Source organism: Limnohabitans sp. 103DPR2, assembly GCF_001412575.1.
Taxonomy (GTDB): domain Bacteria; phylum Pseudomonadota; class Gammaproteobacteria; order Burkholderiales; family Burkholderiaceae_C; genus Limnohabitans_A.
On record NZ_CP011834.1, the window covers coordinates 1822919 to 1843193 of the forward strand.

The 20275-nt window shown below is 51.4% G+C and carries 18 protein-coding genes; 7 read left to right on the forward strand and 11 right to left on the reverse strand.

The features are described from left to right. The first annotated feature begins 19 nt into the window (after positions 1–19). Genes L103DPR2_RS08835 through L103DPR2_RS08855 form a run of 5 tightly spaced genes read left to right on the forward strand, consistent with a single transcriptional unit; the run spans position 20 to position 6345 of the window. The gene (locus L103DPR2_RS08835) at positions 20–940 is read left to right on the forward strand and encodes a GNAT family N-acetyltransferase (protein ID WP_055360756.1); all 921 of its coding nucleotides are present in this window, start codon (positions 20–22) and stop codon (positions 938–940) included. A gap of 14 nt (positions 941–954) precedes the next feature. Continuing rightward, a complete protein-coding gene (locus L103DPR2_RS08840; RefSeq protein WP_055360757.1) occupies positions 955–1584 on the forward strand; it encodes an FMN-binding negative transcriptional regulator in 630 nt (209 codons plus the stop codon). Then, complete coding sequence (tadA, locus tag L103DPR2_RS08845; protein WP_055360758.1) at positions 1581–2963, forward strand: tRNA adenosine(34) deaminase TadA; 1383 nt, start codon at positions 1581–1583, stop codon at positions 2961–2963. Before L103DPR2_RS08840 ends, tadA begins: the two co-directional genes overlap by 4 nt. Beyond that, positions 2960–3868 (forward strand): LD-carboxypeptidase, encoded by a 909-nt coding sequence (locus L103DPR2_RS08850; protein ID WP_055360759.1) that lies wholly within the window; start codon positions 2960–2962, stop codon positions 3866–3868. The genes tadA and L103DPR2_RS08850 overlap by 4 nt, the downstream gene beginning before the upstream one ends. Before the next feature lie 32 nt (positions 3869–3900). Continuing rightward, positions 3901–6345 carry a penicillin acylase family protein gene (locus L103DPR2_RS08855; protein ID WP_197274860.1) on the forward strand — a complete coding sequence of 815 codons (2445 nt, stop codon included), beginning with the start codon at positions 3901–3903 and terminating at the stop codon, positions 6343–6345. 182 nt (positions 6346–6527) lie between these two features. Here L103DPR2_RS08855 and L103DPR2_RS08860 read toward each other — a convergent pair whose 3' ends face one another. Genes L103DPR2_RS08860 through mltG form a run of 5 tightly spaced genes read right to left on the reverse strand, consistent with a single transcriptional unit; the run spans position 6528 to position 10662 of the window. Next, positions 6528–7217, reverse strand: a complete 690-nt coding sequence (locus tag L103DPR2_RS08860) for an ankyrin repeat domain-containing protein (protein WP_055360761.1) — start codon at positions 7215–7217, stop codon at positions 6528–6530. Beyond that, positions 7214–8026, reverse strand: coding sequence for a TatD family hydrolase (locus tag L103DPR2_RS08865; RefSeq protein ID WP_055360762.1), 813 nt, complete (start codon positions 8024–8026; stop codon positions 7214–7216). The genes L103DPR2_RS08860 and L103DPR2_RS08865 overlap by 4 nt, the downstream gene beginning before the upstream one ends. Further along, positions 8027–9031: a DNA polymerase gene (locus L103DPR2_RS08870; protein ID WP_055360763.1), complete on the reverse strand. Its 1005-nt coding sequence runs from the start codon at positions 9029–9031 to the stop codon at positions 8027–8029. It lies immediately after the preceding gene. Continuing rightward, positions 9028–9660 carry a dTMP kinase gene (gene tmk / locus L103DPR2_RS08875; RefSeq protein WP_055360764.1) on the reverse strand — a complete coding sequence of 211 codons (633 nt, stop codon included), beginning with the start codon at positions 9658–9660 and terminating at the stop codon, positions 9028–9030. The genes L103DPR2_RS08870 and tmk overlap by 4 nt, the downstream gene beginning before the upstream one ends. Positions 9661–9663: 3 nt before the next feature. Beyond that, on the reverse strand, positions 9664–10662 hold the full coding sequence (gene mltG / locus L103DPR2_RS08880) for an endolytic transglycosylase MltG (RefSeq protein ID WP_231717613.1): 999 nt from the start codon (positions 10660–10662) through the stop codon (positions 9664–9666). Between the two features lie 128 nt (positions 10663–10790). Here mltG and ygfZ point away from each other — a divergent pair, with 128 nt between their 5' ends. After that, positions 10791–11780 (forward strand): CAF17-like 4Fe-4S cluster assembly/insertion protein YgfZ, encoded by a 990-nt coding sequence (gene ygfZ / locus L103DPR2_RS08885; RefSeq protein WP_055360765.1) that lies wholly within the window; start codon positions 10791–10793, stop codon positions 11778–11780. On the opposite strand, the gene L103DPR2_RS08890 is transcribed toward ygfZ, so the two are convergent. Together L103DPR2_RS08890 and L103DPR2_RS08895 are read right to left on the reverse strand one after the other, a co-directional pair. Beyond that, positions 11777–12637 carry a YbgC/FadM family acyl-CoA thioesterase gene (locus L103DPR2_RS08890; protein WP_055361951.1) on the reverse strand — a complete coding sequence of 287 codons (861 nt, stop codon included), beginning with the start codon at positions 12635–12637 and terminating at the stop codon, positions 11777–11779. The genes ygfZ and L103DPR2_RS08890 overlap by 4 nt on opposite strands. Positions 12638–12664: 27 nt before the next feature. Further along, positions 12665–13636: an alpha/beta hydrolase gene (locus L103DPR2_RS08895; RefSeq protein WP_055360766.1), complete on the reverse strand. Its 972-nt coding sequence runs from the start codon at positions 13634–13636 to the stop codon at positions 12665–12667. Positions 13637–13738: 102 nt separating this feature from the next. Between L103DPR2_RS08895 and L103DPR2_RS08900 the strand changes: the two genes are divergently transcribed. Then, positions 13739–14875: an iron-containing alcohol dehydrogenase gene (locus L103DPR2_RS08900; RefSeq protein WP_055360767.1), complete on the forward strand. Its 1137-nt coding sequence runs from the start codon at positions 13739–13741 to the stop codon at positions 14873–14875. Here the strand turns inward: L103DPR2_RS08900 and L103DPR2_RS08905 are convergent, their stop codons facing one another. The 4 genes from L103DPR2_RS08905 to L103DPR2_RS08920 all read right to left on the reverse strand — a co-directional run bounded on the left by L103DPR2_RS08905 (position 14876) and on the right by L103DPR2_RS08920 (position 20273). Next, a complete protein-coding gene (locus L103DPR2_RS08905) occupies positions 14876–15961 on the reverse strand; it encodes a patatin-like phospholipase family protein (RefSeq protein ID WP_055360768.1) in 1086 nt (361 codons plus the stop codon). 8 nt (positions 15962–15969) lie between these two features. After that, positions 15970–18369, reverse strand: coding sequence for a Tex family protein (locus tag L103DPR2_RS08910; RefSeq protein WP_055360769.1), 2400 nt, complete (start codon positions 18367–18369; stop codon positions 15970–15972). A gap of 69 nt (positions 18370–18438) precedes the next feature. Then, positions 18439–19341, reverse strand: a complete 903-nt coding sequence (locus L103DPR2_RS08915; RefSeq protein WP_055360770.1) for an SDR family oxidoreductase — start codon at positions 19339–19341, stop codon at positions 18439–18441. Then, positions 19338–20273: a glutathione S-transferase family protein gene (locus L103DPR2_RS08920; RefSeq protein ID WP_055360771.1), complete on the reverse strand. Its 936-nt coding sequence runs from the start codon at positions 20271–20273 to the stop codon at positions 19338–19340. Before L103DPR2_RS08920 ends, L103DPR2_RS08915 begins: the two co-directional genes overlap by 4 nt. Between the last annotated feature and the right edge of the window lie 2 nt (positions 20274–20275).

Here is a 20275-nt window from a genome sequence, read left to right on the forward strand (position 1 = left end):
AACATGCAGGAGTGTGCCAATGATAGTCCATTGGGATGGTCACGATATCGCGACATGGGATGCGGTCCACACATCCGCCGCTGCTGCACTGCAACAAGATTGGGCCTACGGTTCAAGTTTGGCGATGTTGGGCGTTCCTGTGCTGCGTGCGCGTGTTCTTCGTGATGGCCAGCAGATCGCCCAAGCGCAATTCATTGTTCGCAAATGGGGCAGCTTAGGGGCCATGGCGCTTTGCACGCGGGGGCCTGTTTGGTCCCATCCCTTGGCGCCCAAAGAAGAAGCCCAAGTTTATGCTGCGATGAAAAAGTCATTGCCACTTTCTGGCATTCGTTTCATGGCGATCACACCTGAAGTGGCGCAAGGCGAGCCGCATGGTTTAAATCCCATGCGCCGAATCATGTCAGGCATGTCCACGGTCATGTTGGACATTACACCCTCGCTTGAAGAATTGCGCGCTCAGCTTGATCGCCGGTGGCGCCACCGATTGGTCGGTGGAGAAAACAGTGAAATGGTAGTCCATCGAGTTGGCACCAATGCAGGTCAGTATCGTTGGTTGCTGGATGCAGAAATGAAGCAGCGCGCAGACAAAAAACTAGATGGCTTGCCCGTTCAGTTCTTTGACCTTTACGTTGACTCACGCAAGCAGCCTGCCAAGAACATTTTGACCTTAAGGGCCGATGTGGGTCGCGACCGCATCGCAGCCATGATGTTTTTAATTCATGGCGAAGCGGCCACCTATCAAGTGGGATGGACGTCAGACAAAGGACGTGACTTGCATGCGCACAATTTGATTTTGTGGAAAGGCATTGAATCCCTGAAAGAAAGAGGCATTCGCATGCTTGACTTGGGCGGCGTCAACACCATTCGAAGTGCTGGCATTGCACGTTTCAAAATGAGCACGGGTGGCAAGGTTCTTACATTGGCTGGAACATACATCTGAAAAGGTATCAGACCATGTACCTGCCCAAGCAATTTGATCACCCCTCCCATGCACGAACCATCATTCGTGAGAATCCATTTGCCAGTTTGATTTCAAACGATGACGATGGTTTCCCGTTTGTGACGCACCTTCCCATCAAGTTGCAACCCAGCACCACCGATGAGAACGATGTATCAAGCGACTTGCTACTGGGACATGTGGCCAAGGGCAATCCACATGCCAATTATTTGAAGCAACGCCCTGACGTTTTATTGGTCTTCATGGGGCCTCATGCTTACATGTCACCGTCTGTTTACCCCGATTTGGTTCGAGTACCCACTTGGAGCTATCTGGCCGTGCATGTCAAAGCGCAAGTTCGTATGTTGGAAGGTGAAGAAGCCAAAGATGGCATCCTGAAACAACTGATTTCAGACCATGAACCTTCCTACGCGCAACAGTGGCGACAATTGCCCAGCAGCTACACAGAACCCATGCTGAATGCCATCGTGGCCTTTGAAATGCGCGTCTTGAAGATTCAAACCAAAGTTAAACTGAATCAACACCGTCCCGAATCTCATGCTGCAATGCATACCGCCTACGAGGCTGGCAACCCGTCTGAAAAAGAATTGGCCCTTTGGATGCGTCGTCTTGGAATGGTGGCATGACCACTGACCTGCAATGGATGCAAGAAGCCATTCAATTGGCGCAACAAGCAGGGCAAGCAGGGGAGGTGCCTGTTGGCGCTGTGGTGGTTCAAAACGGTGCGATTGTGGGTCGTGGCCGCAACGGCCCCGTAGGCTCTAAGGATCCAACCGCACACGCTGAAGTAATGGCCTTAAGGGATGCAGCCCACACACTCGGCAACTATCGATTGGAAAACTGCACGCTGTATGTCACTCTAGAGCCTTGCACCATGTGCGCTGGTGCCATTGTGAACGCTCGACTGGCGCGCGTAGTTTATGGTGCTTCTGAACCTCGAACAGGTGCGGCCGGTTCCATCTTAGACGTCTTTGCCAACGCCACGATCAATCATCAAACACAAGTGACACGGGGTGTTTTGGCAAACGAGTGTCGTCTGCTCATGCAGCAGTTTTTCAAACCTAAACGCTTGAACAGCAACCCCTTAAGAGATGACGCACTCAGGCCTGCGGATGAATGGTTTGAAGGTTTGACCGATTACCCGTGGCAAGCACATTACCTTTCCGATTTACCCGCCTTGGGTGGACTGAGACTTCACTATTTGGATGAAAACCAAAGCCAGCCCCATGGCCATCAACTGACTTACCTGTGCTTGCACGGCAATCCAGCTTGGAGTTATTTGTACCGCAAGATGATCCCTGTTTTCACATCGTATGGTCATCGTGTTGTGGCACCGGACCTGATCGGGTATGGCAAGAGTGACAAGTTGAAAAAATCATCTGCACATACATTTGACTTTCATCGACAAATTTTGATTGAATTCATTGAGCGCTTAGACCTTCGCAACATCGTGTTGGTGGTCCAAGATTGGGGCGGTATTCTGGGTCTCACATTGCCCATGGTCATGCCCGAGCGCTTTTCGGGTTTGCTGGTCATGAACACCATCTTGACCACCGGCGAAGAACCGTTGTCAGAAGGTTTCTTGAGTTGGCGTGCTTGGTGCAAAGCCAACCCAGACTTTGATGTTGGCAAACTTTTGGGGCGAGGCAATCGACACTTGTCTGCCAGCGAAATATCAGCCTACAACCGTCCCTTTACTGACAAAGGCCACAGAGCTGCATTGCATGCTTTCCCGCCCATGGTGCCAGAACATGTCGACAGCCCTGGTGCCAGCATTGCACGCCAAGCTGCTGAGTTTTGGCAACATCAATGGCAAGGACAATCATTGATGGCCATCGGCATGCAAGATCCTGTATTGGGTGAATCCGTCATGCGTGCTCTGCGCCAGAAGATTCGAAATTGCCCCGAGCCCATGCTGTTGCCAGAAGCAGGGCATTTCGTTCAAGAACATGGACAATCCATTGCTGAAGCTGCTGTTCAGCTTTTCAAATATAACAAGACATGAGCCACATCTACATTTTTTCACCGTCCAGTGCGGTTCGCGACAAAGCAGCATTCAAGAGAGGTGTGAAGCGCCTTCAAGCACAAGGTCATCAAGTCGACATTGATGCAGATGCGCTGAGCAGCAGCATGCGCTTTGCGGGTGATGATGAAACACGCCTCAACGCCATTACGCGTGCGGCGGCCAGTGGCGCTGACATTGCCATGATTTCTCGGGGTGGTTATGGGCTTACAAGACTTCTAACGCAGCTGCCCTATAAGGCCATCGCCAAGGCCATCGACAAAGGCACGCAGTTTGTCGGTTTGAGCGACTTCACAGCCTTCCAATTGGCTGTCTATGCCAAAACGCAGCGAATTACATGGCAAGGCCCTGCCTTGGGTGAAGACTTTGGGCCAGAGCATGAGCCCGATGACATCATGCAAGCTTGTTTTGATGATTTGTGTTTGGAACAAGGGGAGGGCACCGGCTGGCGATTTCCTGCCGATGAGCTCACCAAACCTGTCAAAGTCAACAATGCCGATTTGTGGGGTGGCAATTTAGCGGTCCTTACCTCCTTGTTGGGCACACCTTATTTCCCCACCGTTAAAGGCGGTGTTTTGTTTTTAGAAGATGTGGGCGAACATCCATACAAAGTTGAGCGCATGCTGACGCAGTTGTTCAATGCGGGTGTACTTCAGCAGCAGAAGGCCATTGTGTTTGGACAATTCACCGCCTACAAATTGGTCTCACACGACAAAGGTTTTAAATTGAAAACAGTGATAGACCGCTTGCGTTTGCAATTGAAGATTCCCGTTTTGACAGGCTTGCCTTTTGGCCACGTGCCCACCAAAGTCCTCTTGCCCATCGGTGCCAAAGTTGATTTGGCCACGGAAGGACGCGATGCCTTCTTGGTTTGGGGACACATCTGATGGCGCAAAATATTCGATGGAACCGTTGGCTTTTGAGATCACTTTTGGCCATTGTCTTGTTGGCATTACTGGGCTTTGGCGCTTTTCAAATTTACGTCCTGAAGTCCATTGCCCCTTTGAATGGCCATGCGCAACTGATCGGCTTATCTGCTGCCGTAGAGATCAAACGCGATGCATCTGATGTGACGCACATCCACGCGCAGAATCCTATCGATGCGTGGCGCGCCATTGGCTATGTCCATGCGCAAGAAAGAGGTTGGCAATTGGCCTTCAATCGGCAGGTGATGCATGGTGAATTGTCTGAATGGCTTGGAGAGCCCAGCTTGGAAACAGACAAATTAATGCGCACACTGGGGATCATCAAAGCCGCTCAAGCCCAATTTGACAAGTTGCCTCTGAACACACAAAAAGCCCTAGAAGCTTATGCGCAAGGTGTTCAATCAGGCTACGCCAGTGCCCAATGGCGAGCGCCAGAATTCCTCATTCTCGGTATCAATCCCAGCAAAGACATGAAGCCCTGGACAGCCGTTGACAGTGTCGGTTGGGCCCTCATGATGGCTTTGGATTTGGGCGGTAACTGGGGCAATGAATTTGCACGTTTGATGGCGCTGCAAACACTCAGCACCGATGAACTTTGGACTTTGCTACCGCCATATCCTGGGGAGGCCAGGGGCACGAAAGTTGACATTGCGGCGCTCTATCAAAACTTGGGCGTCTACGCCAAGCCATCGACACCTCAAGCCACCGCAATGGCCAATCAACAGCTGTTGGCTTCTAGCACTCTTGACATTGGGGTGTTAGAAGGCAAGGGCAGTAACAACTGGGTACTACCAGGTCACAACACCCAATCTGGTTTGCCCTTGCTCGCCAATGATCCCCACCTAGGCTTAAGTGCGCCTGCCGTTTGGTATTTTGCAGGCTTGCATGCGCCCGCAGGCAAATTGCCAGATGGTCAAACGCACGATGAATTGAATGTGGTTGGCGCCACTTTGCCAGGATTGCCATTTGTTGTTTTGGGCCGAACTCAAAAAGCAGCTTGGGGTTTTACCAATACGGGTCCTGACGTCCAGGATTTATTTTTGGAAGCACTGGAGGGTAAAGACAGCTACAGAACACCTTCAGGACAACAGACTTTTGAAACTCGTAACGAGGTGATGAAAGTCAAAGGGAAGGGCGATGTTGCCATTCAAGTGAGGTCCACACGCCATGGTCCTGTCATCTCTGACGTTCAACCTGCCTACGCTCAATTTTTAAACAAAGACAAATATGCCATTGCCATTCGATGGTCGGCATTGGACCCGGACAACCAAACCATCGTTGCAGGCATGGAAGCCAACTTTGCAAAGTCAGTTGCCGATTTGCGCAAAGCTTTTTCTAAGAATCATTCACCCATGCAAAATGTGGTGATGGCGGATGCCAACGGGCATGTGCTTTTCAAGGCTGCTGGCAAAGTGCCAGTGCGTGCTTCAAGCAACGATTTGAACGGCATGGTGCCTGCACCTGGCTGGCTTGCGCAATACGATTGGCAATCTTGGATTCCTTATGACCAAACGCCTGAAGTTTCACAATCAGACATTGAAAAAAGAGGATGGCATGCGACAGCCAACCAAAAGATTTTGCCCCCAGGCTATGCGCAATTCTTAACCAACGACTGGACGGGTCCTGAGCGTTTTGATCGCATTGCACAACTCTTGTCATCAGGTACAAAGTTAGATGCCAACACAATGAAAAGCATTCAGGCGGATGTGCATTCATTGGCGGCCGATCGCTTGTTGCCATACCTTCAAACTTTGACCTCACAACATGTCAAGGCAGCAGAAGCCTTGCCTTTGCTCAAGTCCTTCAAAGGTGACATGTCGCGTGATTCAGCAGGCGCTTTGATCTACGCTGTTTGGATTGACGAGGTGACCCGCGCCATTCTGGTTCCCAAATTGGGTGAGACTCGTTTCAAAGCATTGTTTGGCAAACGCTCATTCCGTCCAGCCGTTGAAGGCATTTTGGCGACGCAAGATCAATCATGGTGCGGCGTGGCCGGCTGCCAGGCCTTGATGAACAAAGCGCTTGATACAGCTTTGGACAAAATTGTCACCATGCAAGGTGACAAGGTTTCTGCCTGGAACTGGGGACGCGCACACCCAGCACTGAGTTCTCACAGACCTTTTGGCAACGTCAAAGTTTTAGCGGGCTTCTTTGATGTTGTGGGGCCCAGTGGCGGCGATGGCTTTACGGTTAATGTGGGACAGTACTGGACAAATAGCGCCACATTGCCATTTGCCACACGGCATGCGGCCTCCATGCGTGCTGTCTACGATTTGGCCAATCTGGACGAGTCGGGTTTCATTTATCAGACGGGTCAAAGTGGCCATCCATTTTCCTCGCGCTATCAGGACATGAAAGATGAATGGGGCCAAGTGAAGTACCGTCCATTGAGGATGACAACTGCGGGTCCTACGCAAGTTCTGCACTTAACGCCTTGAATGACAGAAGGCCCTGAAAAGTGCCATTGTTATTTGGGGTGAGTAATTCTATTGAATAGCTGCTGATTGGCTTTATGATCCATTTACTATACTTAACATAATATACATCGTATGAAGTTAATAAGATGTATGAATGCCGATCTAGGGCTTGAAGATCAGCTCAATCACCCAACCCAAATGGCTTACTGACTCTTCTTATCAGTTTTGACTTGATTCATTGCCTTGGAGATGATTTCCAACGCATCCGGACGATTGCCTTGCTTTGCGAAATCCAAAGCCGTTAAGCCAAGTTGGTTCTTAACTTGAATATCAGCACCTTCATCAATCAACAACTGCGTTGCTTTCGCTGAGCCATAACGTGCAGCCATCATCAAAGGCGTCGTGCCATTTGGTGATTCCGCATCGATATATGCACTTTCTTCAAGCAAAAGTTGAATCAATTCAACATGTCCGCCAGTTGCAGCGTAATGCAGTGGCGTCCAGCCTGGCTGGTTGATATCGGCTTGCTTCGATATTAACAACTTGGCCAAGGCAAGATGGCCTTTGAGGCAAGCCAGCATCAATGCCGTTTCGCCATGCACATTGCGAACATTGACGTTGATCTTGGGATGGCGAACCAAAACTTCTGCGCTGGTGAATGCGCCGACATTCAACGCGTTGAGCAATGCGGGTTCCGCTTTTAAATTGACTGTATTGGGATCAAAACCCCGGCTCAATAAGCTAGAAACAACTTTAACTTGGTCGTTTTGGATGGCAATGAAAAAGTCCTCATAGGACCCCGCAGCTGACAAGGCAGAAAATGCTGAAAATCCAATAAAAACAATATACTTTTTTACTTTATTAAAGTTATTTATGACAAATACAGGGGTCATGATGTCGCTTTAATTTTAGTAAAAAGGCGATCAAAATTGTGACTGGTCAACTCGCCCATTGCTTCAGGTGACATGCCGCGCAACTCAGCCAGCAATTTGGCCACAAAAGGCACATAAGACGGATTATTGGTCTTTCCACGGTAAGGCACGGGAGCCAAATATGGGCTGTCAGTTTCTATGAGCATGCGATCTAGCGGCATCCAGGCTGCTACGTCACGCAGATCTTGGGCTGTTTTGAAGGTCAAAATACCAGAAAAAGAGATGTAAAAACCCAAATCGAGAGCAGCTTTGGCTACCGCCATCGTTTCAGTAAAACAGTGAAAGACACCCCCTGCACTGTTTGCGTCCCCTACTTCACCCTCTTCTTTCAGGATGCGCAAGGTATCGTCTGAGGAGGCACGGGTGTGGATCACCATGGGCAAGTTGACAGCACGTGCGGCTCGAATATGGGTTCGAAAACGCTCCCGCTGCCATTCCATGTCTTGAATGGTGCGGCCGCCCTTGCGCTCTTCCATTTGGTAATAGTCCAGACCCGTTTCGCCAATGGCTACCACGCGTGGCAAATTGGCTTTTTCAACCAAATCAGCCACCGATGGCTCGTAGATGTCCTCGTTGTCTGGGTGAACACCCACGGTGCTCCAAAAATTATCGTAGTTCGTGGCCAGTGCATGCACGTTGTCAAACTCTTCCATGGTGGTGCAAATGCACAAGGCACGAGTCACATTGGCGTCGTTCATTTTTTGACGGATGTCTGGCAACTGAGAGACGAGCTCAGGAAATGACAAATGGCAATGGGAATCGGTGTACATCTAGGAGGAGCTGTTCAGCACTTCACGTGCTTCAGTACAAAGGGCTTCTAGCATCAGGCCCGCGTTGAAAGGATGTTCAGACGTTTTGGCAGCCTGCGACAACCGTTTAAACCAAGCAGTGAGTTGCGCTGATGAAACTTTGAGCTTGGGAAGATCCACTTCATTGAAATACCGTAATGTCGCGTGTGTTTGAAGCATCAATAAATCGTGACACAGTTTTTGAAGCGCATCAATGACTTCAGAGGCTGGTAAGTCCGAGCAATAGCTGGCATCTCCCGCCAACATGGCCTTGGGGAATTTTGACCACCATTGCATTGACTGCCCCAAATTGCGTTGCTTCAGAACTTCGTCAGGTCGACCTCCTGCCGCTTTGAGCAAAGCGATAGCGTCATCCTTGGAGAGTGATTGCGTTTCTAACCATTGAACTGCTTCTGTTTCCGAAGGCCATGCCATTGTATGTATCAAGCACCGGCTGCGAATGGTAGGAAGCAACTGATGTGCAGCTTCAGTGGCCAAGACAAATTTCACATCGCCTGGTGGCTCTTCCAAGGTTTTAAGCAGTGCATTGGCCGTAACATGGTTCATGCGCTCTGCCGGATAAACCAAAACGGCCTTGCCTTTACCTCTTGCATTGGTACGCTGTGAAAACTCAATGGCATCGCGCATGGCTTCAATGCGAATTTCTTTGCTGGGTTTTCGAGTTTTGTTGTCGATTTCAGATTGGGCTTTTTCGCTCAAGGGCCAGCCCAGTTCTAGCAAAATGGTTTCTGGCATCAGCACCATCAAGTCAGCATGGGTGTGCACACTCAAAGCATGACAACTGCCGCAATGCCCACAAGCGCCATCAGACAGTGCCGTCGCTGACTCACACAACCATGCGCTGACCATCGACGTGGCCAGCTCGTATTGACCCAATCCAGACGGGCCTTGCAACAGCCAAGCATGACCTTGCTGCGACAGCAAGGCCAAGCTTTGCCTTTCAATCCAGGGTGCAGTTGCGGTCATTTTGCGTATGCCAATTCAACGGCCCTCAATACCTCTGACCAGACGCCTTCACGCGACTGATCAGCCGCAATTTGTACAAAACGCAAGGGTGATTCCTGCATGCGTTTGGCGTAGCCATCACGGACGGCTTGAAAAAAAGATTGAGGCTGAGATTCAAACTTGTCGGGAACGCGAGCCGTGCTCAAACGTTGCGCAGCGATGGCTGGGTCTAAATCAAACCAAATGGTGAGATCAGGTTGACGAAGCGTTGTTGCAGGAACCTTTTGCACCATTTGCTCAAGTGCTTTCAGTACATTCCAATCAAAACCGCGGCCACCGCCTTGGTAGGCAAAAGTGGCATCTGTAAAACGATCACATAAAACAACTTCGCCCCTTGCCAAGGCTGGCTCGATGACTTGAACCAAGTGCTCGCGTCGGGCTGCGAACATGACCAAAGCTTCCGTTAAAGGGTCCATGCTTTCGTGCAAAGCCAATTCACGAAACTTTTCCGCCAAGGGCGTACCACCAGGTTCACGCGTGAGCGTCACCACATGGCCACGGCTTTTGAACCACTGCGCCAGACCTTCGATGTGGGTTGATTTTCCAGCACCGTCGATGCCCTCAAAACTGATAAACCAGGCCGACTTCATAGATCATTGTCCCTGTTTGGATAAACCGCGTTGGTATTTGTTGACCGCGTTATTGTGCTCGTTCAGCGATTGACTGAAATGGCTAGTGCCATCACCTTTTGCCACAAAATAAAGGGCGTTGGAAGGCGCAGGATCGATGGCTGCAAGTAACGCCGCCTTACCAGGCATAGCAATGGGTGTAGGAGGCAAGCCGCCTCTTGTGTAGGTGTTGTAAGGTGTATCGGTGCGCAAATCGACCCGCCTTAAATTGCCGTCAAACGCATCCCCCAAACCGTAAATGACTGTGGGGTCTGTTTGCAAACGCATGCCCATTTTGAGTCGATTGTGAAACACTGCTGAAATAAGCGGACGATCGCTGGCTCGGCCCGTTTCTTTTTCAACGATGCTGGCCAGCGTCAGCAATTCATCGGGATGGGTTAAAGGTAAATTGCTTTTCCTTTGATTCCATACTTTGGTCAAATGGCGGTCCATGGCTTTGAGTGCTCTTTGCATCACCGCTATATCGGTAGAACCCTTGGCATAGGAATAAGTGTCGGGGTAAAAGCGACCTTCTGGATGGAGGTTGGGGCGACCCAATTGCGCCATGATCTCTGCGTCGCTCATGCCTTGCGTGCTGAGCTTTAAATTGTCGGACTTGGCCAGGGCTTGTTTGAATTGCTTGAAAGTCCAGCCCTCGACCAACGTGATCGTTCTGAGTGTTTCTTCACCACGAACCAGCATGTTGAGCACAACACGAGGCGACATCTCTGGGGTTATTTCATAACTGCCCGCTTTGATGGCCCTGTCTTGACCTGAGACCCTGAACCAAAATCGCAACAATTCCGGCGACACATCTGCCCCAGCATCGGCAATGGCTTGCGCTACGCCTTTGGGGGAAGTGCCTGGTTCGATGGCCAAATCAAGCACTTGAACGCTGGGGGACGCATTCAAATACGAGGGCTTGAAACCCATTGGACTTTGAAGCCAGTACACCGCTGCAGCCAGTACGGTTATGACCGACAAAGCAAACAGGGACAGAAAAGCCCCCCACGAGTGTCTTTTTCGTGAATTTTTGCTTTTTTTGGCTTTTGAAGCAGGTCGACTCAAACCTTGGATCCTTTGGGTTTTTCAGAGGAGATCATAATTCAGGCATGGACCTGATTGAACCTGATTTGAAATTCTCACCCTCCGGTATTTTGGCCCCGCAACATTGGGGGCTTATTTTGGCCGAGGGGCCTGATGCGGGCAGCTTTTTGCAAGGTCAATTGACCAACGATGTCTTGCTTTTGCCAGTGGGACAAGCGCGATTTGCTGGCTATTGCTCGGCCAAGGGCCGATTGATGGCCAGTTTTGTGGTGCTCAAACTCAGCGCAGAAAAGTACCTGTTGGCCTGTCATCAAGACTTGTTGCAAAGCACCCTCAAGCGCTTGTCCATGTTTGTGATGCGCGCCAAGCTCAAGCTCACGGATGTCACAACCCAATATGAACTGCGGGGTGTCTTGGGAGCGACGGCAGATCAAGCCTGCCCAGCATTGCAATCTGAATTGCCATGGCATGCCATACAGGAGGGCGAAGGCCATTTCATCAAATTGCACAGTGCCAAGAATTCTGGTTTGAATATTTCACGCCTTCTGTGGATTGGTTTGAAAGACGCGCCCTCTTCTCTTGCTTTTTTAGGTCAGTCATTACCCCCCGCAACTGAAAACGAATGGCAATTGGCTGAAGTTTTAGCGGGCATCAGCAGGGTTCAAACAGCCACTTCCGAAGCCTTTGTGCCACAGATGCTGAACTACGAATCGGTGGAAGGCGTGAGTTTTAAAAAGGGTTGCTACCCAGGGCAAGAAGTGGTGGCCAGAAGCCAGTTTCGAGGCACCTTGAAACGACGCGCTTTCATTGTGGCTTGCCATTCGCCCATGCAAGTTGGACAAGAGGTTTTTTCAGCCGATGACATAGAGCAAGCTTGCGGTACTGTGGCCAGTGTTGCCGAAAATGACAGTACTTCCAAAGAAGACGCCGCAAAGTGGTGGGGCATTGTGTCGATGCAAATTAATGCGACGTCACAAGTCTTGCACTTGGGGAATCCAGAGGGGCCCGAATTGCATCTCAGTGCTTTGCCCTACCCTTTGCTTGAAGACATTTAAGCGAGTTTCAAACTCATTTCAATGTGATCGATGCCGGCGTCTTGAAAGATGTCGCCATGTGCTTGAAATCCCAATCGACGGTAAAAACCTTCCGCACTGCATTGCGCATGCAAGATCACTTCTTTGTCGCCACGTTGACGAGCGGTCTCAATGAATGCCTCAATCACTTGGCGGCCTAAGTTACCACCTCGCAAAGGTTTGGATACAGCCATGCGGCCAATTTGCGAAACCTGTGGTTTGGGTTGCAGTAAACGACCTGTTGCAACAGGCTGACCCAGTTTGTTCCAGATCACTGCATGGACGGCCTTCGCATCATGTTCGTCCCATTCAAGTTCCTGCGGAATTTCTTGCTCATGCACAAATACTTCTGTGCGCAAAGCAGCGGCCCCTTCCTTCAACGCATCCCAGCTGCCTATCTTCAAATCCACCACTGATTCACCGGCCTCATAAATCAACAAAATGTTGCGCAACGCTTCTGGAATGGGCTTGGAAGTTTGCGTGAGTGGGTCGGCAAACACATAGATCAATTCGCCACTGATCAGCAACTTGTCACCGCGAAAAATGCCTGCCTCAAACACCATGGACGACTTGCCAAGTCGGCTGCACTTCATGCCCACACTCAGGTCATCGTCCATGAGCGCTGATGCGTGGTACTCCAAGGTGGCTTTCTTGACATACAGCTCTCCACCCAAGATGTGAAAAGCAGTTTCGTAAGGCAAGGCCACACGCCCCCAATACGCAGTGACAGCGGTGTCAATGTAGGTGAGGTAATGGCCATTGAACACAATCTTTTGCATGTCAATTTCAGCCCACCGCACGCGAAGGCGATGGAAGAATCGGAAGTCACTGCGTTTCATGAAAAAGTTCTTTCTGACAAACAAAAATCATTGGCCTAAAGCGAAGGCATGTTTCAATGCGCGACCTGCATCCTGATGGGCTTGACGCGCTTCTGGTATGACGCGCCCCATGTTGACAAAGCCATGAACCACCCCATGGTAAATCTCAAGATCAACCTTCACACCCGCCATGCGCAGCATATCGGCATAGGCAACACCTTCATCGACCAACGGGTCACATTCTGCCAAACCAATCCAAGCCGGTGCAAGACCGTCATGTCGCTCTGCCAGCATGGGTGCGAAACGCCAATCGTCTCGATCTTTGGCATCAATGTAGTGGTCAAAAAACCAATCAACGGTGGCTTTGTCGAGCATGAAACCTGATTGATAGGTGTTGTGGGACGTGGTTTCTTGGCGTGCGGCAGTCCCTGGGTAAATGAGCAGTTGAAGGGCCAATTTCAAGCCTACATCTCTGGCGTGAATGGCGCAAACGGCAGCCAAAGTGCCGCCAGCGCTGTCGCCTCCCACAGCCAATGCGTTGGCTTGCAGCCCCATCGATTCTGCAAATTTTGAAACCCACTGGAGTGCATCCCAGGCATCGTTGGTTGCAACGGGAAAGCGATGCTCGGGTGCAAGACGGTAGTCCACAGAAATCACAGCGCATTGCCCGATGCGCGCCAATTCACGGCACAACACATTGTGCGTTTGAATGCTGCCAATGGTGAAGCCACCCCCATGGAAATACACCAACGTTGGGCTAGGGGATGCATGAGATTTTGAATAAGGTGCAAACAATCTGGCTTGGACCAATTGACCATCTCGCATGGGAATCCGCAAGTCCTCAACCCTGGCCATTGGGGGTTCAGGCAAATCCAAAATGCTGGCCGACACTTCATAAAACAAACGCGCTTGTTGCGCATTCAACAAATACATCGGTGGGCGTCCTGCCCGTTCAATGTTGCGCAGAACCAAGCGCATGGATTCGGTCAGCCGGCTGTGAGGGTTGTGGTGTGAGCTCATGGTGGCTTTTTTATCGCCAATGTGACTTTTTCAGGGTTGTAGAGGCTGACTTGAAACGCGTCTTGCAGTAGAGTTGATCGTAACGCATTCAGAGAAAATACCATGGCTTTCATCAACTACGTCACCCAGATTCAGATCGACTTCGGCGCGATCCAACTTTTAAAACAAGAGTGCGAACGCGTCGGCATCCACAAACCTCTTATCGTGACCGACCAAGGGGTGAAGGCCGCAGGCATTTTGCAGAAAGCCTTAGATGCGCTGCCTGGCATTCAGGTGGCTGTATTTGACCAAACCCCCTCCAATCCCACAGAAGCCGCTGTGCGTGCGGCCAGCGAGGTCTACAAGGCCCAGGGTTGTGATGGCTTGATTGCGGTGGGGGGTGGCTCCTCCATAGATTGCGCCAAATGTGTGGCCATTGCCGTCACGCACGAAGGCCCCCTCAAAACCTACGCCACCATTGAAGGCGGCTCACTCAAAATTACAGACCGTGTCGCACCGCTCATTGCAGTGCCCACCACCAGTGGCACCGGTAGCGAAGTGGCGCGTGGCGCCATTTTGATAGTGGACGATGGTCGAAAGCTGGGCTTTCACTCCTGGTTCATCGTTCCCAAAGCCGCCATTTGTGACCCGGAGCTGACCTTTGGTTTGCCGCCCATGCTCACTGCGGCAACAGGCATGGACGCCATTGCCCACTGCATGGAAACTTTCATGGCACCGGCCTTTAACCCGCCTGCCGATGGCATTGGCTTGGATGGTCTGCAACGCGCTTGGGCGCACATTGAACGCGCTACGAAAAATGGCCAAGACAAAGAGGCCCGCATGCACCTCATGAGTGCCTCGATGCAAGGCGCCATGGCCTTTCAAAAAGGCCTGGGTTGCGTTCACTCGCTCAGCCACAGTTTGGGCGGTGTCAATCCCCGCCTCCACCACGGTACTTTGAATGCGATGTTCTTGCCAGCAGTGGTCCAGTTCAATGCCCTTGCTGAAACCGTGCAAAAAGAAAACCGCTTAAACCGCATGGCGCAGGTGATGGGCTTAGCTTCCGGTTCTGACATTCCGCATGCCATTCAAGACATGAGTGCGCGACTAGGATTGCCTTCAGGCCTGAAGGCCATGGGCGTCACTGAATCGCAATTTGATGCTGTGATTCAAGGGGCGATGGCCGATCACTGCCACAAAACCAACCCCCGCATTGCAAGCCCTGACGAATATAGAGAGATGCTCTCGGCCTCGATGTAATCAAAGGTCTTGCACGCAGGCCATGTCTGGTTTTTCCAGCCAGGCGGCAAACTCATCCGCCAGTTGTTGACTGGCTGATGTAGCGGCTTGCCAAACCTTGACCCTCGCCTGCAAATCTTGACCATAAGTGGCAAAGTCAGTTCGATCGGGCAATTTGCCATTCGGCAATGTTTGAACCCACTCGGGCCGTGGTGCCAACACCAAGGTGTTGTTGAGAAAGGCGCTGGCTTTGTGCCGCCATTTCAGGGCTTTGTCGAGCCAACCGGGTACCACCGCTTTTTGAAAATGCGGATACACAACCAAACCACCAGGTGCTGTGTCATTTGAAGCATTGCGCCAATCAAGGTGCAAGTGGTAATCCGTGATGCCACCATCCCAGTAAGCGCCACGCGGCGCGCCTTCAATGTCATGCACAGCCTTCAAAACAAAGGGAATGGCACAACTGGCTTGCAGCACATCCATGAAATTTGAAGTCGTCATAGGCAATTGCCGTGTTGCGTAATCGTGCGTACCAAAAGGCAATGCACCTGCAGATGAAAACACCACGCGCTCTAAAGATGCACCCATGGCTTTGCGACGGATCAGATTGCTTAAAAATGCACCACCATAGCCTAAGGGACTGAGGACTGGGTGCTCTCGATGAAGCAGACCCTTGCCACGAGACGTCAACACATGAAGACGAAAACGTGGATGATTTAACAGCGGCTCAACCAGGCCGCCATAAAACAAATCTAAATTTTCACGGAACGAATCGCTGACTTGCTGCGCACTGGGAAATTTTTCGCCGGGTTTCAATTCATAGTGTTGATGAATGTAATCGTGCTCCAGTCTCAACAAGCCAGCGCGACTCTCGGGTAAACAGGCCGTAGCCATGCGCCATGCACCAATGGAGGCGCCCACCAAATCAATCGTTTGCTGACTGGTCGGCAACCACTGGTTGAACATGAATCGATCAAGTGGGCCAAGGATTAAGCCCTTGGGTCCTCCTGCGGCAGCAGGAATCACCTTCACATCGGATGCACTCAGCCCATGCAAAGCCAGGTGCTGCTTGGCTTGAGGGCCGACATAGATGGCAAGGGCTTTCATGCGATCCCTCAACCCTTGTTTTGCAATTTGGCAAATGCAGAGGCCATGGCACTTTGGCCTAAATTGCCAGATTGAGCAGGGCCTTGTGAACGTTGGTGCTGATGAGCTTGACGGGGACCACCTTCAAATTTATTTTCTCGACCACGTTGCGAAGCTGATGGTGATGCATCACTGAGCTTCATGGTGAGGCCAATCCGTTTGCGCGCCACATCCACTTCAGTCACTTTGACTTTGACAATATCGCCCGTCTTAACAACCTCGCGCGCGTCGGTGATGAATTTGTTGCTGAGTTGACTGACGTGAACCAAGCCATCTTGGTGGACACCCAAATCAACAAAGGCGCCAAAGGCCGCGACGTTGCTCACGGTGCCTTCCAAAATCATGCCTTCTTTCAAATCGCGTATGTCATCAACACCATCATTGAAACGCGCCACCTTGAAATCGGGCCGTGGGTCACGGCCTGGTTTTTCCAACTCAACCAAAATGTCTTTGACCGTGATGACACCAAACTTGTCATTGGCAAACAATTCTGGGCGCAAGGTTTTAAGCATGTCTGCGCGGCCCATGACGTTTTCAACCGGCTGTGCCACCTTGGCCATGATGGCTTCCACCACGGGATAGGTTTCGGGGTGTACGCCCGTCATGTCCAATGGATTGTCACCCCCGCGAATGCGCAAGAAGCCTGCGCTTTGCTCAAAAGTTTTAGCGCCAAGTCCTGTGACCTTCAGCAGGTCTTGACGATTTTTGAAAGCACCATTGGCCTCACGCCACCGCACAACAGCTTTGGCAACACCACCGGACAAACCAGAAACGCGAGACAGCAAAGGCACACTGGCGGTGTTCAAGTCAACACCGACAGCATTCACGCAATCTTCCACCACGGCTTCCAGGGTGCGCGCCAATTCTGTTTGATTGACGTCGTGTTGGTACTGTCCTACACCGATGGACTTCGGATCAATTTTGACCAACTCGGCCAAGGGGTCTTGCAAGCGGCGTGCAATGCTGGCCGCACCGCGCAAGCTCACATCGACATCGGGCATTTCTTGGCTGGCAAATTCACTGGCGGAATACACAGAAGCGCCCGCCTCGCTCACCACGACCTTTTGAATTTCGGGGCTGTCGGGTGTTTTGAGTTGCTTGATGAGATCGGCCGCCAATTTGTCGGTTTCACGGCTGGCAGTGCCATTGCCAATGGCGATCAAATTAACACCATGTTTTTGGCACAGTTTATTCAACGTAAACAAAGAGCCATCCCAGTCTCTGCGAGGCTCGTGGGGATAGACCGTGGCAGTTTCAACCAACTTGCCAGTGTGATCTACAACGGCTACTTTGACGCCAGTGCGAATGCCTGGATCCAAGCCCAACACCACACGAGGTCCAGCAGGCGCAGCCAATAACAAATCACGCAAGTTATCTGCAAAAACTTTGATGGCAACTTTTTCGGCCTCTTCACGCAAGCGCGCAAAGAGATCGCGCTCTAATGACAAACTGAGCTTGACGCGCCAAGTCCACAAAATGGTTTTTCGAATGAGGTCATCGGATGGTCTGGCGCTGTGGGACCAGTTGAGGTGCAAAGCTATCCGGCCTTCTGCCATTGCACTGGCTGCTTGAGCGGCCGCAGTGGTCGTTAAGGGGGCTGCTGTTGCACCAATCGCTTCAGGTTCCGGCAAAGAAAGCTTGGCATCCAAAAACTCTAAAGCTCGACCGCGGAACACGGCCAAAGCTCGGTGAGATGGGACGCGGCCAATAGGTTCGCTGTAATCAAAGTAATCTCTGAACTTGGCCACCTCCGCTTGGTTCTCGTCCTTGCCCGAAGCCAAGTGGCTGGTGAACAAGCCCTCTTTCCAAAGCCACTCTCGCAGGGCCTGAATGAGGGAGGCGTCTTCTGCCCAGCGCTCAGACAAAATGTCGCGAACGCCATCCAAAACAGCACCTGCGCTTGAAAAATCAGCACCTTCAATGGCATCGGCTGGTTTCAAATAAGCCTGCGCTTCAACTTGAGGATCAAGCGATGGATTCGCCCATAACGCATCAGCCAAGGGTTCGATGCCAGCCTCTTTGGCAATCATGCCTTTGGTCCGGCGCTTGGGCTTGAAGGGCAAGTACAAATCCTCCAAGTCTTGCTTGGTAGCGGCTTGGTCAATGGCCAATTGCAAATCGGGGGTGAGCTTGCCTTGATCGGCAATGCTTTTGAGGATGGTGGCGCGGCGCTCTTCCATCTCACGCAAGTAGCCCAAACGGTATTCCAATTCACGCAATTGGATGTCGTCCAAGCCGCCGGTGACTTCTTTGCGGTAACGGGCAATGAACGGCACCGTGGCACCGCCATCTAACAAACTCACGGCCGCCTGTACTTGCTCAGGGCGGATTTTGATTTCAGTGGCCAATTGGCCCAATATTTTCTGCATCTCGTCGGCTAACTTCTATGGATTTCTAAAACTCAACCGACGAGTTTGCCACACTCCGGTGGCTGTTTTTTAGCTGCGCAGTTCGGCTTTGAGTTTTTCGCCAATGTCAGGGCGTGCGGCAAAAGGATTGGGCGGGTTTTGCTGCTGAACGATGGCTTCCATGCGGGTTTGGACGTTGCCCAAAGCTTGAGGATGGCTATAGATGTAAAACTGATCGTTGGCAATAGACTCAAACACCATTTCGGCCATTTGAGCGGCAGACACCTTGCCACTGCTGACCGCTTTGTCGCTCATCGCCTGGCCAATCAATTGGCTTTTGGTGGCCTTTTGATGCGGCAAATCCGCCGGACGGTTGCGGTGGCTTTGGCTAATGCCTGTGGGCACAAAGTAAGGGCACAAAACGCTGGCACTGACTTGGTCGGTCACCAGTTTCAAATCTTGGTACAGGGTTTCAGTTAAAGCGACCACCGCATGTTTGCTGACGTTGTACACGCCCATGTTGGGAGCCGTGAGCAAACCGGCCATGCTGGCGGTATTCACGATGTGGCCTTCGTAGGCTGGATCTTTTTTGGCGGCCTCTAGCATCATGGGCGTGAACAAACGCACGCCGTGCACCACACCCCAAACATTCACACCCAAGACCCATTGCCAATCGGCCACGGTGTTCTCCCAAACCAAGCCACCTGAACCCACACCAGCGTTGTTGAAAACAAAGTGTGGCGCGCCAAATTGCGCTTGAACATCCTTGGCGAAGGCGTCCATTTGATCCGCATTGGAAACGTCCACGCGCTTCGCAAAAACCTTCACGCCGGTCGCTTTAATTTCAGCTTCTGCTTTGTCGAGTGCATCTTGCTGCACATCCACCAGAACCACATTCATTTTCAGGCGGGCTGCAATGCGTGCACATTCCAAACCAAAGCCAGAGCCACCGCCTGTTAAGACAGCTGTTTTATTTTCGAAATTGCGAATCATGATTTGACCTTCTTCAAAATAAATCCGTTACGGGGAAAGTGAACATGAACCGTGCCTGCACGCTCATCTTCACGGCGCAATGTGAGTCGGGTTTTGGTCGCTGCAACCAAAATACCTGGGGTGGGTTCTAAACCAAAGTTATCTGCAGTGATGGTGACTTCGGAACCTAAGGCAATGCCATGATCGTCCACAAATGCAAGCTGTGAAACATCTTCGGGTGTTGCATTCTTGGCCACCTCAACGGCCTGATCCGACTTCATCTTGTCGTGCTGACCATGACCGATGGCTTTCATGCGCGCCATCCAATCTTTAAGCAAAGGTGTCGCGTCTAAGATGCCCGCCACACTGGGTGTTCGCTCTAGCGTAAACCACATGGGGTGATAAGCAGAAAAGTCGGCAATGGTGGGTACCTCCCCCATCAAATAAGGGTGCTCTGTCAGCATGTCTGACAAGCGGCGCAATTGACTTTTGTAAGTGCTGGTGCCCTCGCCCAATGACATTCTGGGCGCGCCACCTCGCATGGCTGCGCGATCGGCGACAAAAGCTTGAACCACCGCCTCAGGGGCACCTGCAAAAACATCGGCAACACCGGCGGGTTGAAAGTTATAAGCCATGGCTGCTGGAAATACCTGACTGTCGGCCCATTGCGCCACAATTCTGGAAGCGCCATTGACGGGTGATGGGTAGAGGCTGGGGGCAGGCGCCAATTTCTCTAAAACATCCGCAATCAAAGCGGTATCGCAATAAATGTCGGCACCGATTTGCAGCACGGGGGTTCGACGATAACCACCCGTCAAAGACGTGAGGTCGGGTTTGGGCATGATCATCGGAATGATCACGCTTTGCCAGGCCAACTTTTTATAACCCAAAATCAAACGAATTTTTTCTGCAAAAGGTGACGTTGGGTAATGGTGAAGAATCAGTTGGCTCATGG

Bases quoted from the DNA above. Each gene is read 5' to 3' on its own strand.
- L103DPR2_RS08835 (WP_055360756.1), top strand. From the start codon at position 20: ATGATAGTCCATTGGGATGGTCACGATATCGCGACATGGGATGCGGTC.
- L103DPR2_RS08840 (WP_055360757.1), top strand. From the start codon at position 955: ATGTACCTGCCCAAGCAATTTGATCACCCCTCCCATGCACGAACCATC.
- tadA (WP_055360758.1), top strand. From the start codon at position 1,581: ATGACCACTGACCTGCAATGGATGCAAGAAGCCATTCAATTGGCGCAA.
- L103DPR2_RS08850 (WP_055360759.1), top strand. From the start codon at position 2,960: ATGAGCCACATCTACATTTTTTCACCGTCCAGTGCGGTTCGCGACAAA.
- L103DPR2_RS08860 (WP_055360761.1), bottom strand. From the start codon at position 7,217: ATGACCCCTGTATTTGTCATAAATAACTTTAATAAAGTAAAAAAGTAT.
- L103DPR2_RS08865 (WP_055360762.1), bottom strand. From the start codon at position 8,026: ATGTACACCGATTCCCATTGCCATTTGTCATTTCCTGAGCTCGTCTCT.
- L103DPR2_RS08870 (WP_055360763.1), bottom strand. From the start codon at position 9,031: ATGACCGCAACTGCACCCTGGATTGAAAGGCAAAGCTTGGCCTTGCTG.
- tmk (WP_055360764.1), bottom strand. From the start codon at position 9,660: ATGAAGTCGGCCTGGTTTATCAGTTTTGAGGGCATCGACGGTGCTGGA.
- ygfZ (WP_055360765.1), top strand. From the start codon at position 10,791: ATGGACCTGATTGAACCTGATTTGAAATTCTCACCCTCCGGTATTTTG.
- L103DPR2_RS08890 (WP_055361951.1), bottom strand. From the start codon at position 12,637: ATGAAACGCAGTGACTTCCGATTCTTCCATCGCCTTCGCGTGCGGTGG.
- L103DPR2_RS08895 (WP_055360766.1), bottom strand. From the start codon at position 13,636: ATGAGCTCACACCACAACCCTCACAGCCGGCTGACCGAATCCATGCGC.
- L103DPR2_RS08900 (WP_055360767.1), top strand. From the start codon at position 13,739: ATGGCTTTCATCAACTACGTCACCCAGATTCAGATCGACTTCGGCGCG.
- L103DPR2_RS08905 (WP_055360768.1), bottom strand. From the start codon at position 15,961: ATGAAAGCCCTTGCCATCTATGTCGGCCCTCAAGCCAAGCAGCACCTG.
- L103DPR2_RS08910 (WP_055360769.1), bottom strand. From the start codon at position 18,369: ATGCAGAAAATATTGGGCCAATTGGCCACTGAAATCAAAATCCGCCCT.
- L103DPR2_RS08915 (WP_055360770.1), bottom strand. From the start codon at position 19,341: ATGATTCGCAATTTCGAAAATAAAACAGCTGTCTTAACAGGCGGTGGC.
- L103DPR2_RS08920 (WP_055360771.1), bottom strand. From the start codon at position 20,273: ATGAGCCAACTGATTCTTCACCATTACCCAACGTCACCTTTTGCAGAA.